Annotated in this window: 10 protein-coding genes, 4 pseudogenes and 1 riboswitch; of the genes and pseudogenes, 8 read left to right on the top strand and 6 right to left on the bottom strand. The window is 44.8% G+C overall.

All coding sequences use genetic code 11. The annotated features are described in order from the left end of the window. The 4 genes and pseudogenes from A3OW_RS0100980 to A3OW_RS0100965 all read left to right on the top strand — a co-directional run. Positions 1-366, top strand: a pseudogene (locus tag A3OW_RS0100980) (alpha/beta hydrolase family esterase); the annotation flags it as partial. A 310-nt stretch (positions 367-676) separates the two neighbouring features. Beyond that, positions 677-901 carry a hypothetical protein gene (locus tag A3OW_RS27535; protein ID WP_157385759.1) on the top strand — a complete coding sequence of 75 codons (225 nt, stop codon included), beginning with the start codon at positions 677-679 and terminating at the stop codon, positions 899-901. Next, the gene (locus A3OW_RS23745; RefSeq protein WP_157385758.1) at positions 885-1322 is read left to right on the top strand and encodes a hypothetical protein; all 438 of its coding nucleotides are present in this window, start codon (positions 885-887) and stop codon (positions 1320-1322) included. The genes A3OW_RS27535 and A3OW_RS23745 overlap by 17 nt, the downstream gene beginning before the upstream one ends. Before the next feature lie 180 nt (positions 1323-1502). After that, a complete protein-coding gene (locus tag A3OW_RS0100965) occupies positions 1503-2318 on the top strand; it encodes an IS481 family transposase (protein ID WP_020561564.1) in 816 nt (271 codons plus the stop codon). Here the strand turns inward: A3OW_RS0100965 and A3OW_RS0100960 are convergent. Further along, positions 2250-2606: a hypothetical protein gene (locus A3OW_RS0100960; protein WP_026223236.1), complete on the bottom strand. Its 357-nt coding sequence runs from the start codon at positions 2604-2606 to the stop codon at positions 2250-2252. The genes A3OW_RS0100965 and A3OW_RS0100960 overlap by 69 nt on opposite strands. Positions 2607-4129: 1523 nt before the next feature. Between A3OW_RS0100960 and A3OW_RS28395 the strand changes: the two are divergent. Beyond that, positions 4130-5083 (top strand): annotated as a pseudogene (locus A3OW_RS28395) (molybdopterin-dependent oxidoreductase); the annotation flags it as partial. A 356-nt stretch (positions 5084-5439) separates the two neighbouring features. Here A3OW_RS28395 and A3OW_RS28390 read toward each other — a convergent pair. Further along, positions 5440-6555 (bottom strand): annotated as a pseudogene (locus A3OW_RS28390) (IS630 family transposase). Between the two features lie 98 nt (positions 6556-6653). Between A3OW_RS28390 and A3OW_RS0100940 the strand changes: the two are divergent. The 3 genes from A3OW_RS0100940 (at position 6654) to A3OW_RS0100930 (ending at position 9560) form a co-directional block, all read left to right on the top strand. Then, positions 6654-7571 carry a molybdopterin dinucleotide binding domain-containing protein gene (locus tag A3OW_RS0100940; protein WP_269746757.1) on the top strand — a complete coding sequence of 306 codons (918 nt, stop codon included), beginning with the start codon at positions 6654-6656 and terminating at the stop codon, positions 7569-7571. Positions 7572-7953: 382 nt separating this feature from the next. Further along, positions 7954-8072, top strand: a riboswitch (molybdenum cofactor riboswitch). Continuing rightward, positions 8068-9102, top strand: coding sequence for a GTP 3',8-cyclase MoaA (moaA, locus tag A3OW_RS0100935; protein WP_083918274.1), 1035 nt, complete (start codon positions 8068-8070; stop codon positions 9100-9102). Its footprint overlaps the riboswitch before it by 5 nt. A gap of 224 nt (positions 9103-9326) precedes the next feature. Beyond that, positions 9327-9560 carry a MoaD/ThiS family protein gene (locus A3OW_RS0100930; protein WP_020561562.1) on the top strand — a complete coding sequence of 78 codons (234 nt, stop codon included), beginning with the start codon at positions 9327-9329 and terminating at the stop codon, positions 9558-9560. A gap of 70 nt (positions 9561-9630) precedes the next feature. Here the strand turns inward: A3OW_RS0100930 and A3OW_RS28985 are convergent. The 4 genes and pseudogenes from A3OW_RS28985 to A3OW_RS0100905 form a co-directional block, all read right to left on the bottom strand. Then, positions 9631-10982 (bottom strand): annotated as a pseudogene (locus A3OW_RS28985) (IS5 family transposase). A gap of 513 nt (positions 10983-11495) precedes the next feature. After that, complete coding sequence (locus A3OW_RS0100915) at positions 11496-14030, bottom strand: UvrD-helicase domain-containing protein (protein WP_020561561.1); 2535 nt, start codon at positions 14028-14030, stop codon at positions 11496-11498. Beyond that, positions 14023-14952 carry a hypothetical protein gene (locus tag A3OW_RS0100910; RefSeq protein ID WP_020561560.1) on the bottom strand — a complete coding sequence of 310 codons (930 nt, stop codon included), beginning with the start codon at positions 14950-14952 and terminating at the stop codon, positions 14023-14025. The genes A3OW_RS0100915 and A3OW_RS0100910 overlap by 8 nt, the downstream gene beginning before the upstream one ends. Further along, entirely contained in the window at positions 14952-16568 is a 1617-nt protein-coding gene (locus A3OW_RS0100905; RefSeq protein ID WP_020561559.1) for an AAA family ATPase, read from the bottom strand. Before A3OW_RS0100905 ends, A3OW_RS0100910 begins: the two co-directional genes overlap by 1 nt. Between the last annotated feature and the right edge of the window lie 15 nt (positions 16569-16583).

Genomic DNA, 16583 nt, shown 5'->3' with positions numbered 1-16583 from the left:
ATGCACAGCCGCCGTGACAAGCTGTTCCCGAATTATGGAAAAGAGGCGATCGAATGGTGGGCGAACTGCAATAAATGCGCCACCAAAAAGTACAACCTGGAGGACCGCAAATCCTTATCCGGCAAGCCCATGCGCTGGGAAAGCTATTATCGGCACGAACTTGAACAAAAAGCCAAAGATCTGAAAATCGGCCAACCTTTACCCAATACCATTCCCGTCCAAGGCGTAGAAGGGTGCGTGGCTTACAGCGGCTGTAAAGACGGCGTGCAAACCTGGTATTGCGAAGGCAGCGGCCCGCATCCCGAATGGCCGGGTAGGAATAAAGCGATGATCGAGTTTTTCAAAGCCGTGAAAACCGACAGGTGAAACCAATCCCTTCACACCCATCGTTTTTTCTTCGATTGATGCTTTTAGTAATGAGCAGACGAATAATAATTTTTTACATCGGTCTTCATTAAAATCAGAGGAGCGTGAGGTTATGAAAGACGGTAAAAAATTATTACTGGTGCTGGATTTGCTGTTTTTATTGATTCAGTTGATTACATCTGATCATGCAGCCGTTTGATTTTCAGGAGAAGTCGTACTATCTGACGTTTGACCGCACGAACTGGAAGTGAGGCGAAAAGAACCTCAACATTCTGATGCAGGTTTCGTCTACAAAGGCACAGCGATTCCTATGCCTTACCTGGTTCTGAACAAACAGGGTAACTCCAGCCAGCGCAAGCGCATCGCCTTATTGCAACGATTTATCGCTCAGTTTGGCCGCCGGGGGATTTTGGGCGTGCTGGGCGACCGCGAGTTTATTGGCGGTCACGGGTGGCAGGGCAATGTCTCAACGAACAAGACATTTTTATCTAATTCGAATGAAGGAAAACCTGTTGCTGATGGAACATGTGGGTGATAAGCGCCCTGTCCGCTCGGCGTTCATCGACCTGAAAGCGGGCACAAGCCGCGCGCTAAGAAAAAGGCGCTGCATCGGCCAACAGTGGATATGGCTCAGCGGCATTAACCTGGACAGAGGTGAACGGTTGATTCTGGCGGGCAACCACCGTTTCTCGCAACCGCTGGAAGTCTATGGTCAGCGCTGGGAAGTCGAGCATCTGTTCCAATGCCTGAAAGGGTGTGGCTTTCATCTGGAGGAGACGCGACTGACCCGCTATTTTCAGATCAAGAAGATGGCACTGTTGGCGCTTGCCTTTTGCTGGGCGCATAAGACGGCGGAGTGGAAACATCAGTCGGTCAAACCCTTGAAAACGAAAAAACATGAGCGACTGGAGCAGAGTTTGTTCCACTATGTCATGGATTATCTGACCAAGAGATAGCCTGTTACAGGGATTCCAAAAAATTGAGGACAGACTCAGGTTGTGGGTATTGTTTTTGTGTCCCCCTGAAATGATCGTTGTTGACGGACAGAATCCGGGAATAATAGCTCTTAAAACCTGAACATAAGCCTGTGAATAACATTTTTATCGTGTACAGAGGTATTTTGGACAATACTGTAGATGAACATTCATAAACGCACCCGATTGACCTTACTGGACCGCCAGGAAATCTGGCAGCTTTATCAAACCAAGCTCTGGAAAGTGGCTCAGCTGGCTGAGCGCTTTCGAGTCTGTCGGCTAACGATTTATAAAGTCCTGAAGCAGGCTAGGCAGCAGGAGTTTGCCCCGCGTAACAGTATCAACCAGCGCTTCAAGACACTGCAGTACGGCCTCAAACGCCTCGCCAAGGTCGAACAAGCGATCCAGGATCGTTTGAAACAGGAAGCCAAACGCTACAATAAATCCTATCCTGGCGAGCTGGTCCACTTTGATACCAAGCGGCTCCCCTTACTGAAAGGACAATCCGCCAGCGCACCGCGCGAGTACTTGTTTGTAGCCATTGATGGCTTCTCCAGGGAGCTCTATGCCGAGATCCTGCCGGATAAAACCCATGACAGCGCCGCCCACTTTCTCACGGAAACCGTCATGGCCCAGTGTCCATATCAAATCGATTACGCATACTCCGACAATGGCAAGGAGTACAAAGGCACGGGCCAGCATGCCTTTGTGCAAACCTGCCTGCAACACGGCATCGGCCAGAAGTTTACCCGCGTCAATCGGCCTCAAACTAACGGTAAAGCTGAACGGGTCATTCGCACCTTAATGGAGATGTGGCACAATCAGACTTGCTTTAAGGACAGCGCTGACCGTCGCCTTCAATTGATTCGTTTCATTAACTTCTACAATACCGGGAAGCCTCATAAGAGTTTAAATAATGCTACCCCTTATGAAATACTCATCGCTTATTTCAATCAACCTCTCTGTAAACAACCCTGAGATTTCTTGCAGCTTATATAAATCACCGAATCCTTCGCCAATTTCATCGATGACTTCTTCCAATTCCTCCGGCGTATACAGCTTAAATTGGAGCCACTCGTATTTCATCTTGTGCCAAAGCAGCTCAATCCGGTAAGGAGGTTTGTTGATCCTTTCCAGCATGGCATCAAAAACGCAAAGAACCATAACCCATTGACACTTTGCCACAACTTCGCCATGACCAACTTGCCTGACGACAGCAAGGCGCCGATCACATTCAGCCGCTGCCCCGTTTTGCCGTGACGGCATGGATTGCGCCGCTTTGGTTCTAGACCGGGCAGTTCGGGGCAAAGCCGGCTTCGTCGACCTGTGTCAGTTTGATCGCGCCGGCTTGTTTGAGCAATGAAAGTCTCTATGTCGCGTTGGACTTGCGCGAGGTGCTCGGGATCGCGCTTTTTTTATGTAGCGCGCCATTTCCACACATGCCACATCCGTTTCAATTCGTTACGCAAGATGCCGGCACTGATGCCAACACCATAATCGGTTTTCATATGGTTAACCAAGGCCCGACTGGTTAACGGTTCGGCGTCGATCATTTCATTAACTGGGCACAGTGTTCATCACTCAGCTTGCTCAGCGCGCCGCTACGCGGTTGATCGGGGAAGCTGGCGAAACCGGTTTGAACCATTTGCTCCGTCGTTATCGGCTCGTCTCCGCCAGCACACCTTGTTATTCGCCACTTCGAACATCGCATGCCCTTCGGTAAACAGCATAATCGTTTGGGCTCGCTCTCGTTCTCACCAGTCGCTGCCTTTCTTTATGATGTTTTGTAAAAACTATACGGTCAGCTCGTATTACCTTCTTTGGCTATCTGGATAAATTCTAAAACTTTATATACATGCCGACTTGTTGTTAAGCGCTTAACAAGCTATTCCTTTAAACCGAAGACGCTGTAGAAAAGGAATATTATTGAAGGAATAAAGGCAATAAGAAAACCCAAAATTAGTGCGAATTGGTATCTGTATTTGGACACGAATAATAATATCGGGCGAATTGCTTCTGTTAAGCGATAATACTGTTTTTTAAATATATTTTCCAAATTCTGTTTCTCCTTTTATAGGATTGTATCGAGTTAGGACCATTAGCTACTATTATTTACAAGCTTTCTTATGTGACTTGATACGTTTGAAATGCCTGAAATACTTTTCGTGTTCGATTTCGGCTTGGTTTATTTGTTTAAAAATCAATAGCCAGACCAGATGCCTTTAATTCCAACCAATATAAATGTTATGAGCTGAATCAATAAAAATAACAGCCCAAGCGCTAAAAAGAGTTTTTTCACATTATTCATTATGTACTACCTCAGATACAAATATCTGTCTCGTCGTGAATTATTTTATCTTAGAGTAAGAAGTTGAGAAAAGCCTGCACTTTCAATCGGATAAAATTTTTTATAAATATAATTTTTACTATAGGTTTGTCATAAAGTTATTAAAGTGACACGGATTTATTTTTTTGGCTTTAGAAAGGTAAACTAATGAGCGCAAGCCTTTTATTGATGTGTCTTAATAAAACATATAATAAACCAGGTGAGTTTGTAAAATACTAATTATCTATGAAAACATAGGCATTTCTTATGGATTAAAAACTGTTAAATCCTCAACTAATATATAGTTTTAGCCTATTTAATTATAGGTAATCAGTATTTTACAAACCAACATGCCTAGATTAATGTTGATTCATCCGTTATGTCGCCACTGCGAATTAGCGAGATAACTAAGTCTGACTGAAGATGATTGTTAATCAGTAAAAATAATTTTGAGAGACTAAAAATGAGTAAAGAAACGAAATGGGCCATCTGCAGTACTTGCGATATCAATTGCGGACTTCTTGTCACCGTTGAAGACGGTAAGGTGATATCGATCAAAAAAAATCCGGATCACCCTCTCACGCCGAATTCGATCTGCGTCAAGGGTGCCAACGCAAATAAGTATATTACCCATCCAGACCGATTAAGGCATGCGCTAAAAAGAGTCGGTGAGCGTGGTTCGGGTCAGTGGGAACAAATTAGCACAAAGCAAGCTTTAGATGAGATTGCCGATAAGATGAAGCAGTTGATAGCCGAAGACGGGCCGGAAACAATCGGCAGTACCTATGGCTGGAGCTCTAACGCCGGAGCAGCCTCACGAAGATTTATGAACCTACTAGGGAGTCCGAACTGGACTTGGACGGGATACGTGTGTTTAGCAAATTCCACAGTGCCCAGTAAAGCGACTTATGGCTTTTGGCAGTTTCCAGACTTTGAGAACACCAAATGCATCGTGCTTTTAGGGCACGCTCCGGGTCCGCAAAGATGGGTGGCTGAATACCTGTGGATTAAGGGTGCCCTGGATAGAGGTGCAAAACTGATTGTCACAGATCCACGCCGTAATAGCTACAGTGATCAAGCGGACATTTTTCTGCAGGTTAAGCCTGCTACGGACAGCGCCTATTTACTAGCTTGGATCAATGTGATAATCGAAGAAGAACTCTATGATAAAGAATTTGTAGAAAAGTGGACAGTTGGTTTTGAGCAACTTGCTGAAAGAGTGAAGAAATACACTCCCGAGTGGGCATCAGAAATTACCACGGCGCCAGCGGATAAAATTCGCGAGTCTGCCCGCATGTATGCCACAACTGGTCCGGCTGTGATCCCCTGGGGGGCAGTACCGGATCACCATGCAAATAGCACCCAAACATTAAGAGCCTTAACCATATTAAGGTCCATCACCGGTAATCTCGATGTACCGGGAGGCGAATTGTTGATGGGGTACCATCCGGAAATTTCATCGGATGATGAATTCGAACTCAATGAGAGGCTATCGCCTGAACAACGCAAGAAACAACTCGGCGTAGACCGCTTTAAGCTCTTGAGCTGGGAAACACTCGAAAAGACCGGTCCAGCAATGGAAAAGGTTTGGGGCAAAAAATACTCAAACCAGGTGTCCGGAGGTGCGATGGCCCACCCTGCAAGCATGTGGGAGGCGATGAAAACAGGTAAGCCTTATCGCATGAGGGCACTTATATCGCAGTGCAATAACACCTTAAACAGTTACCCCAACACTACTCATATTTACGAAGGTTTGATGAACCTAGTAGTCAGTCACGAAGAAACACAAGGATACAGGCGAGCCAGTTTACGTCGTGCCTGTTGCGTCGTAAATCGCCAATTGACGGGCGTCGCCTTGGTGTTGCGCGGTAGGATATTGGCTTCGACCTCACGCCGGAGGCTCTCTGTGTCCGGTATCCGCTGTGATAAACACATGTTCGACAAGACGGCCAGTTCGATCTCAGCGATGTTTAGCCAACTGCCATGCTTGGGCGTGTAGTGGAACTCCAGCCGTCGCGCCAATTCACGGGCTTGCTCTGCTGGAAAGGCTTCATACAAAGACGCCATTTTATGGGTATTCAGATTGTCCAGCACCACCCGGATCACCGCCGCGTCCGGATAAAGTTCAGCGATATGCTTCATGCTGTGCGCGAATTCGATTTTGGTCCGCCGCGCGGGTGATGTCCACCTGCCGAAAACCGCGTTTAGGTTCGCAGATCATCATCAAATCGCAGACGCCTTTCCGTTCATAGCCGGTGTCATAGCGGGCCGGTTGACCGGGCTCAGGCGGGAGAGGTTGGCGGACTTCCGCAATGAGTTGCTTCGGACTTTCGTCGAAAACACACAACCGGGCGTAACGGATCGTAGGGTTCTTCATAAAGGTCCAGCACGTCTTCCATCGCCGCGACAAATTCAGCACTCACCTCGGGAATGCACCACTCTTGCTTCTGCCAGGGTTTGAGAGTGTTTTTTTAAAAGCTGACGGATGGTTTCATAGCTGCAACGGTCGGCATACGCTAATTCCACCACTTTGTCCGCCAACAACCGCAAGGTCCAGTGATCATGCCCTGTCGGCGCCTCACTACAAGCCAAGGCGATAATATGGGCGGCCTGCTTCTCCGTCAGTTTTGGGGCACGTCCTGGACGGGGGCGTTCTTTCAGGGCGGCTTCCGGGCCTTCTTCCACACACCGTTGGCGCGTCGTCAACACCATTGATTCCGAGACACCCAAAGCTTGGATAATGTCTTTATCCTGAATACCCGCTGCCGCTTTTAATAAAATTCGCGCGCGTGTCAGATGGCGTGCCGCGGCTTTTCCTTTGTTGATCATGGCTTCCAAGCCACGCTTTTCGTCTTCAGTCAGATTGACTTTGTATTTAAGAGCTGGCATTGCTTGACCTCAATCAGTAACCATCAATGCCACTATAGAGTGACTTACAAGCCCAATATATCCTTTTGATTTAAATTGACTGACTACTAGATCTGTTAGTGGTCATGGATCTTATTAAGTCGCCCACGGCCCAACTCGCTGATTATATTCTGCCGGCCACTCATTGGTTGGAAAGGCCGAACCTGTTTAATTATTGGGATTGGATTCCAGTCTATCAGGGCGGACAACAATCGGTCCAAGCACCGGAAGAATGTTTGCATGACTGGATGTTATGGCGTGAGCTTGGCGTTCGTCTGGGACAAGAGAAGGACTGGCCAGCAAGCATGGAAGAGGCCTACGATGAACGGTTAAAGCCTGCGGGTTTAACATGGGAAAAATTATCAACCCAGATTCGGGCTTCCGCACCTGAAATAACTTTCAAGAAATACGAACAAACCGGCTTTGGCACACCTAGCGGGAAAGTTGAGCTCTATTCAAGCATTTTCGAAGAGCTAGGCTATGATCCGTTGCCTAGCTGGGTTGAACCACCGGAGAGCCATGAGAGGAAACCAGAGTTAGCTAAGACGCATCCATTGACCTTTTTCACCGGCATGCGCGAAAACTATTGGTTTCACAGTTTTGGCCTTGGCCGGTCTACGAAAGAACTGCGTAGCCGTGAGCCAGATCCTCGCATGCAAATCCATCCGGATACGGCTTACGAACTGGATCTATCGGATGGGGATTGGGCATGGGTGGAATCAACTAGCGGAAAGCGAATTAAACTCAGGTCGTGGCTCAGTAACGACACACATCCTAACGTAGTCAGGGTTCCTCATGGCTGGTGGTACCCGGAAACAACAGGAAGTGAAGAACCTGAGGCTGCATTATCGAGTCTCTGGAAATCGGCAGATGCGGTCATCCTACATGATTCTGACGAATACTGTGATAAGGAACAAGGCAACTTCCAACTCAGAGGGTTGGCTTGCAAGGTCTATAAAGTGGAGGATGGAACGGAAGGAACAAGCTATTCGGCTTAAACCTTTATAGTACACACAAGGCAATCAGACTTAACGTGGGTTTGAAATAGTGCTTATCACAACCATTCAAAATCGTTTTTCCTGCCTTGAAGAGCATCGAATCGATAGTCTGTAAAAGTATCACTCTTTCAGAGCTTGCGCAGAATGATTGCTTGTCCTTAATCATAAGCATGAAGTTGTGTGTGGAAATTCGTTCAGTAATTTATCCGACTATAGCCGAATAAATTAACCTTTTCGGCTGCTTATGAAATACGGTCACGAAAAGTGTGTGTAAACCCCCAAGAGCCAGAATCCAATGAAAAGAAATACAGCGTATGTTAATGATTTTTTGATCTTTAATAAAATAAAAAATCAATAAAAACGTTTTGTATATTTAGCGCACTACTTACATTAACTTCGAGCCTGCAGACCTACAGTATGATTATAGGGTTCATGGCCGCTAAGGTTTTGCCGGAAACAGCAAAGCCTCCCGTACTTGGAAAGGAGTTAAATGAGCATGAATTTTTTACATGCTACACAACGAAAAAATTCAACAGATTCTCATCTGATTGATCCTCAGGGGCGTTATTTAAATTATCTACGGCTTGCTGTAACTGATCGTTGCAATTTCCGTTGTACTTATTGCATGCCCAAGGAAGGTATTGATCTTAAAGCACGTGAAGATATTCTGAATTTTCAGGAAATGGAACACCTTCTTGGACTTTTTTTGGATTTAGGTATTACCAAAGTGCGCATTACCGGTGGCGAGCCATTTGTGCGTAAAGGTCTGGCAGATTTTTTAACCAGAATAAATCAATATGAAAAACTGGAAACAATTAATTTAACAACGAATGCCTATTTTTTAGAAGACACTATTCCATTGTTTCAAATAATAAAATCAGGCAGTATTAACATCAGCCTTGACTCGTTAAAGCAAGAAGTTTTTTATAAAATTACCCGACGTGATGATTTTGAACGGGTATGGAATAGCATTGAAAAAATTCTGCTAACGGATTTGAACGTTAAGCTAAACATGGTGGTTCTTAAAGGCGTCAATGACAATGAGATCGTTGATTTTGCGATGTTGGCCAAAAAAAATAAAATCGAAGTTCGTTTTATTGAACAAATGCCATTTAATGGTGGGCTCTTTTCAAACGAAATACATACTGCAGAAGAAATTATCAGCACGTTGCAGAATTCTTTCCCAGAAATGATTGAACATCTTAAAATGAGTTCAACTGCACGGATTTTTGATATCCCCGGATTTAAAGGAAAAATCGGTATCATCGCCGGTCATTCCAGAACATTCTGTTCAACATGCAGCCGTTTAAGGATCACTCCCGACGGTACATTCAAAACCTGTCTCTATGATTATGGCGCCATTAATTTAAAAGACATGCTGCGCTCAGGAAAAAGTGATCAAGAAATAAAAACGGCAATTAGATATGCCGTGACCAAAAGAGCAAAAGACGGATTTGAATCGGAACAGCGTACACAGCAAATAGTTCATTTTTCAAAAAATCATCTTTCAATGGCACAGATAGGTGGATGATGGAAAAACTTAAAAACAGATTTTGATTTTGGGAATAGCCTGGCTCCATTGGTGACTTGAGAACACTATCACTTCTGGCATTTGCGCTTACTGTTGGTTTCATTTCTTTTATCACACGAAACCTGACGATCACATTGGTAGCCGGATTGATATTAGAGTAATACCTAAAAATTTAATTTAAATAGATAAACATAAACCGTTTCCATTAAAACGAAAGAAAAGCTATGCAGGTTAATGTAATTTTTTTTGGTGTTCTGAGCGATGTGGTGGGGAAGAACATGTTGACGATTCAAGACACAGACAATATGACTGACTTGAAAAGCAAATTAATCACAAGTTATCCGAATTTAAAAGACTATACGTTTAGAATGGCTGTAAATCAGAAAATGGTTGAAGACAATCACCTTCTTTTTGATAACGATTTGGTCGCGGTTATGCCACCCTTTGCGGGGGGCTGATTTTTTAAAGGCAGCCATGAACCTAAATAGTCGTCCCTGAAAAAGTCATTTTTTTGAAAAAAACAGCTCATTAGGAAACATAAACAGATTCCTGAACCGTTTTATTTTGTAAAAACCGGCAGATGGCTTCCCCGATTTCCGGCCAAAAAATCCTCAACCGCCTGAGGATTAAACGCATGTTGTGTCCAGCGGCGCAGAGAACGGCATTCATGGCATCACCGAGTTGGCCTTTCAGGTAATTTCTGCTCAGCAAGCCATCGTTCTTCATGTGTCCAATCACCGGCTCGATGGCATTGCGCCGTTTTAACGCGGTTTTCAACCGTCGGGTATGGACTCCCCGTTTTTGCCTTGACTTGTACAGGGTGACACCGGGTATTTCTCGCCCCCGATAGCCCAAATCCACAAAAGCTTCTTTGGCTCGGGTACCGCTCAGGATTTCAGCTTGTTCCAGGCAGGAGTACAAGGTATCGCCGTCATAAGGATTGCCGGGAAAGCTCCTGGCGCCCAGCACGAAATTACTTTTATTGGTCACCGTGATGCCGACTTTGACGCCGAACTCGTATTTTTTTGTGTGCTTTCCCTTTACTGATGCATTCCACTTCCGGTGCATGAAAGCTGTAGAGTTTGTTTTTTGTCGGTGTGTTTCTGATTCAGTATCCGCTGGGTTTTGGCCAGGGCGTCCTGAAGCCCCCTTTGCGCGGCCAGCTCCTGTTGCGGCAGTTGCCGCAGGATATCCCGATAAACACGACCGACCAGGGTTTTTCAGTTGCTTCAGGGCTTTTTGCTTACGCTTCATTTGCTTGGCATGATGATAACGATGCGATTGCACTAACAGCAGCGGTGCCTTTTTATTGTAGTTCTGTCGCAGGGGCAGCCCGGTGTTGTCCAGCCAGCTTGACCAGCTCCCGACGGCATTTTTCGTACAACTTGCCGTCCGTCGGAAAGCCAACCGCTTTTTCCTGAACGGTAGTATCGACGGTGACCGATTGAAAATCTCGTTTTCTTCACGGTCCGGGTAGCGACGCCCGCCTCGATCGTCAATAACAACAGCCACTCACAGCCGGCTTCACCGATCCGTTGCCGCCATTTCGTCAGCGAGGTCGGATGACAGGGAACCTCATGCTGAAAAAAGGTTTCGCCACAAAAGTACTGCCAATAACCGTTTTCAACCCAGCGTTTAACGACCGCTTCATCCGATAAACCTTCCGCATGTTTCAGATAATGCAATCCGGCGATCAAACGGGTCGACAACGCCGGGGCGCCTTGTTCTGCTTCAAAAAACGGGCCGAATTCTTCGTCCAGCCGAGCCCAGTCTATTTTGCTGGCCAATCGATAAAGTTCATGTTTCGGGTTCAAAAACTCGTCCAGGCGAGTTTTGAAAAGGTCATTTTGCACAACTTCCTGAGGACGTTTGGGCTTCATTTTTCGGTGAAAATTTGCAAGAAAATAAAACCCCATTTTAACATTTTCTTGCAATTTTTGACCTCATAAATATCCATTTATATGATATTAATCAATTTCTTATGAATTAATCAGGGACGACTAGTTATGCCCGAAACGGACTAACTTTAATAAAGCAAATAAAATGCCAACAATAATAAATCAATAAGATATTGATAAAAAAGACATTTATAGTGTAATGAAAAGATGATGCAGATTAAGAGGTAAATATATTTATATAAAAGTAAATATATTTACTTTTATGCGTACCTGTTCTTCCTGAATTCTGCTCCCAATTGCCTTGCAATTAATTGCCTAATAAACGCCCAGTCGTGCCATGATCAATAACGGCTTTCTGAAGAAATCGATTCAACCGCCGATAGCAGGTTTTAGGCTCACGGTTTGCCGAGGCAAGGTTGTTGCGCCAGACGATGTTTTTCTACCGTTCTGCTATACCAAGACTAATACCGCTCTATATTTTTGTGTATAAAAATGTCAGTTGATTGTTTCGATTAAGTGCAACTGTTCTCTTGGTCTGGAAACCGTTACGTAAGCTGAATTTGCTTGCAGGTGATCAATTAAGTCATAACTGTTGAAATAGGGCGCAATCACCACATCGAACTCCAACCCCTTCGTAGGACGAGCAACAGTAAAATGCACATACAGAGACTTATTCAAATCGCGGTGATCTTCGGAGTATTGGCTTTCACGGAAATTTTGCTGAATATCATCGCGTAAGTGATGTTCTAAATGCTTCGCTTGATCATTAGTAGGACAAATGACTGCAATGGATTTGTTGACGGGGGTTTCAATGATCAGGTCGAGTACTTTTTGTGTTATTGATTCTTCATCGCAAACCGTTTTGGTTAGCTCTTCGCCCTGAAAAATGGGTTCAGCAATCACTTTTCCAGTAATTTCCCCTATTTTCTCCCGGAACTGTGCCGAGAAATTTGCAAGATTTTTAGTTTGCCTTTTGTTTTCTTCGAGCTTGGCCGATTCTTTTTCATTTGACGATGCTTTCGGAAAACATCGTCCCAGATCAATGACAGTGGAGGGGTAGAGTTGCTGCTTGAAGTCACCCACCACAGTTACTGCACGTCGCTGTGGATCAGCCTGCTCAGACATTAAAAAGACTTGGATTTCAGTGAAGTCCTGAACTTCATCGATAAAAACAGTGGAGTAGAAGATCGGCTCTGAGAGATAGGATGCTAGGCGCGATTGATCTTCATCTGAATACTGATTTCCTTTAGACATCAAATGCGCAACAGCTAATAATAAGTTGAGATCAGAATCGGCGAGCTTTTGCTCATTTATACGTTGCCTTATCTCAAATATGCCTTTACCAAATTCAGCCTCTAAATTGAAATCAGGATTATTCAATATTTCTGCATACCATGTGGTCAGCATCGGCATGTGAGATTGAGCGTTATCAAGCAATAAAGTTTTTCTAAATTCCGTTCTAATATCTTGCCGGAATTGTTTTAGCCACTGTATTTGATCTCTACTTAAATTTCGGCCATTAAATGGCTCCATGTGCAGCAGGATTTGATTTTCCGGGGCTTTTAGATGCCAAGTATTGTCATAGTGATACCAACGAGCGTTTTCACTGACTAGCCCAGAAAACGAGATATACACTTCTTTCAGGCTTTTAACCAAGCCCTCAGAATAAAACCCACCCGATTTTCTTTTTTGCAAATGGCTATATGAATTAGCAAATTCTTTTCTGGCGATTTCCCACGCCATCCCAACCAGCTTGGTGTAATCAATAGGGATTGTCTTTGAGGATAGGCGTTGAGATAACCAAGCATTGACGCCCTTATTCAAGTTCAGATCGACTTTAGACAAAAAGTGCAATGTCATGAGTCTGTCTATCGTATGCAGCCAGGGCATGGTCGATTCGAATCCGTATTCTTTAGCATTTGTTCGTGCGAAAGTGCCTGACGGGTTGCCAGGCATTTTTAATTGTAAAACACCGCCCCGCTGCCTTAATAAGTTGTTTTGCAGTTCCTTAAATTCGATGACTCGCATTCCTGCCAAATTCAGGTCAATGACCGTTTGTTCAAGATAATTGACCAACTGCTTATGCAAAACGAAGCCAACCATTCTCGACTTGTCAGCAAAAAATAGATCTGCGGGTTCATCTGGATTTTCAATCCTTGCGTCATGGAGCGCTTTGACCCGACCCAAAGCCACGGACGTTTTACCAGAACCAGCAATACCTTCGACGATGACAAGTCCGCGTCTTGGGCGACGTAATAGTTCTTCTTGCGCCTTGGTAGTACGGGTATAAAAGTTGGATCCTAAAGAAGTCTTACTGTCTTCAGAAAAAACTTCAGCAACATCTTCCTTACTTGAGCCCAAGAGGCCTTCAGCATACTCACTTCGCCAGCGAGCCACTTGTTGTTTTAAATTTTCCAGAACTAAGGGAGTAAAGTCATTATTGATGTCAGAATAAGTGCTTAACTGATCATTCCAATATTGCATGCGACTGAAATTGTCCTGTTCGCCAATTTCATAGCGGTCAAGTAAATCAACCGCTACAACCACGACCTCACCAGTCTGAGGCAGAACAAATTCATCATCAATCTCAGCCGAAACCAATATTCCGGCGACGGGTGCCATACGGTTGACCACCATGATGGTTTCACCGTTATTGGCCTTAATAATCGAATAATTAGCTTGAGCAATTCGGTATTTTTTTAGTTCTCCTTGCGGAGTTTTAACCGTAACTACCTTACCGTAACTACGCTGTTTTAACTCTTCAAGCATCGCAATTTCGGCATTCCGATTAAAATTCAGTTTAACCGATGAAGCGTTAATAACAGCGCGTGCCGGATCAACGGTTCGTTTAAGCGCCAACTCAGCATCGACTTTTTCTTGGAAGAGACTTAGGGTTCTAAGCTCATTCGCCGCTTCAGCGATAGCCAAAATTTCATCGTGTTTGGCCTCGATATCAGGTATCACATCGTTGACATCGATTTCCGGTACAAGGGCGTCCACTAATTGCAATAATGTTTGTTTACTAACCATCCTGTCTTTCTCCAATTACGGTGTGTTTGGCTACAGCTCTGTAAGACGATGAAGCTTCGTTATATTTAAACGCGATTGAATTAACCATGGACTTTGTCATCATCGAAACCTTGGTATCTGCTTCTTGTTGATCAAGGTCGTTGGGTTCGGCAAAACCCCTGTCAAAATCGATTCCCCCTTTTTCGGTAATCAGGCATCGTGGATGGATTTCGGCTGTGTTGAGATCATCCCACCAAAAAAAATCTAGGCTCTTGCCTTTCGGAATCATTGGTTTTAGGTGCTTATCCAGCTTAATTTTTTCGCTTGGAATATCGACTTGAACCTTACTGTGAATATAGGAAGCATGAATTGGAACAGAAACATTTTCTCGCTCGTAGAAACCCGCTACACGCAGCATCTCTTCGAGCGTTTTGAAAAACTTGTTGTCTTTAGCCAAAAAAAAGGGATCGATGAGCTGAATATTCTTGCTATTCACCAATAACAGCCTCGAAACGTCCGCCAGAACCGAAGCCTTGCGCTTTACCCAGCCTGCCCGCAAATCTCTAAATACCATCTCATCAAGATCATCGAAGCCGATGACGCAGGTATGTGCTGGCAGGTCGTCAACATGAATTATTTTGTAAAAATTTTTCGCTTGATGCTGTCTTATCGAATTGTCGATCCAATCCTGAGTGGGATCGTATTCGCGTCCGCTCTTAATCAAAACCTCGTTTTTGATAGTATTCAGTTTCTCGATAACGCTCAGGTATTCCTTGGTCCCTTTCAACTCGTTTTCAGCTTTCTGCCTTAAACCGGCAATCCATTTGTTTGGAAATAACGAAATAACCGCACCATGATCAAAGCCAAAGTTCATGGTGATCATCCGCAAGTCGCGCCACTCTTTAATAACGTCTGGGTTTACAGCGAATTCAGCCAGAATCATTAAAACAACTCCTCGGCTCTTTCTCCAAAAAATCCATTCGGCCAGCGATCGATAAATTCACCTTCCTCATCGACTCTCAAACGGATGAGCCGGGTTTCTCCGTCTATGCAGTCCACATAGACCACATTGAGGTCATCGGGGTAAAGGGCATACTCGGGATTTTCCAGTTCACCGCTGGCAGTTTCCCGAACACGACGTAATAAGCGTAGCATCACATGCTCGCTGTGTGTTTCCATGATGAATGATTTGCCTTTCTGTTTTGCGGTATGAATGAACAGATCGCCCAGTGCAACTTGCAGGGCCGGGTGAATGTGAAGCTCAGGTTGCTCGATGGATAACAACGGTATATCCGTCGCTATTGCCCCTACTACAACGGGCAATAGCTGAGAAATGCCAATACCTACGTCGCCAGGATATACATCCACATTACGCCGCATATCGGTCAGCATGAAATGCTTATGAATGGGCAGTTCTTCGAGCAGTTGCTCTATTTCTGCTTTATTCTGATTGATGTCCCGCACCTGCAATAAACTTTCTAAACGGCTGGCGATTGGCAGTTGCCGATATTCGGCAATTTTCATTGCATAGCCGGTAGCCAGACGTTTTGAACCTTGACCATCGCAGCCATTCAGCCATTCGTTCACTTCCTGCAGCAAGCTCAAATGCTTTTTAAACAGCAAATCCCAGGCCGCTAAGCCGTCGGACCAATTCAGATTTTCGGTGGGTTTTGGGGTGTAGTTTCTAGACGGAATTTGCCGAATGGGGCCCAAATAACGCATTTTGGCCAATTCCTTAGCCGCCACTTCCAACGGTCCTAATAACAAGGTCGATAAAATGCCTTTGAACTCTGTCTTTCTATCCGCGTCATCCCAAGAATCGCCCAGCCAGATATCCGCCAAATTTAACGGCGCTTTGTGGTCCGGTAAGGCATCCTCAGCGTTTTCCAGGCCGATCAAGCTCTGGCCTTGTCTATCCAGGAATGGCTCATCAATGATCGCCTCGGTTAGTGTGAATAAACCATCCTCGGCAAAATCTTCCAAGCTTAAAAACAACGGGTGAGTTAAGTTGACGTAAGTGATCTCTCTGCGCCGACAATCGCTGGATGCCGTTATTTCAATAAATCGCTCATCATTCAACTCGATCTCAAACCGTTTAACATAGGGCTTGGCTAAGCGCTCGCTCCAGGCAATCTGGAATTTGAGCAAAACACTGTCAATGCTGCTGGTGATCTGCGAAATATCAAATAATCGTTTGCTTTCATCATCCTGATTTCGCGAATAAAGCACTTCCTGATAATGCGCGGCGGCATCGGTTTCCGTCAGATCATAAGCACGAACATCCAGCAGTAGATCGAACACGATGATTTTGTCCAAATCATGTTGATGCACAAACTGCTGAAAACCGCCCAAATCGATCGCGTCGTGTCCCAAGGAAGTGTTATCGGCATTGATTCGATGGTATTGCAAAATATCATGCAGATAATTCAAGGCATGCAGCACCGTACTTTTACCGGCACTGTTCTGGCCGAAAAACAAGGTAATCGGCTTAAAGTCGAATGACACTCGACGGCCAATACCTTTGAAATTTTCAATTGACAGGGTTTTGAGGATGGTCATGTTTTATTGTTGTTA

It is taken from the genome of Methylosarcina fibrata AML-C10 (assembly GCF_000372865.1).
Taxonomy (GTDB): domain Bacteria; phylum Pseudomonadota; class Gammaproteobacteria; order Methylococcales; family Methylomonadaceae; genus Methylosarcina; species Methylosarcina fibrata.
Note: the sequence above shows the minus strand (reverse complement) of the source record. Positions and strands in the feature narration are given on the sequence as shown.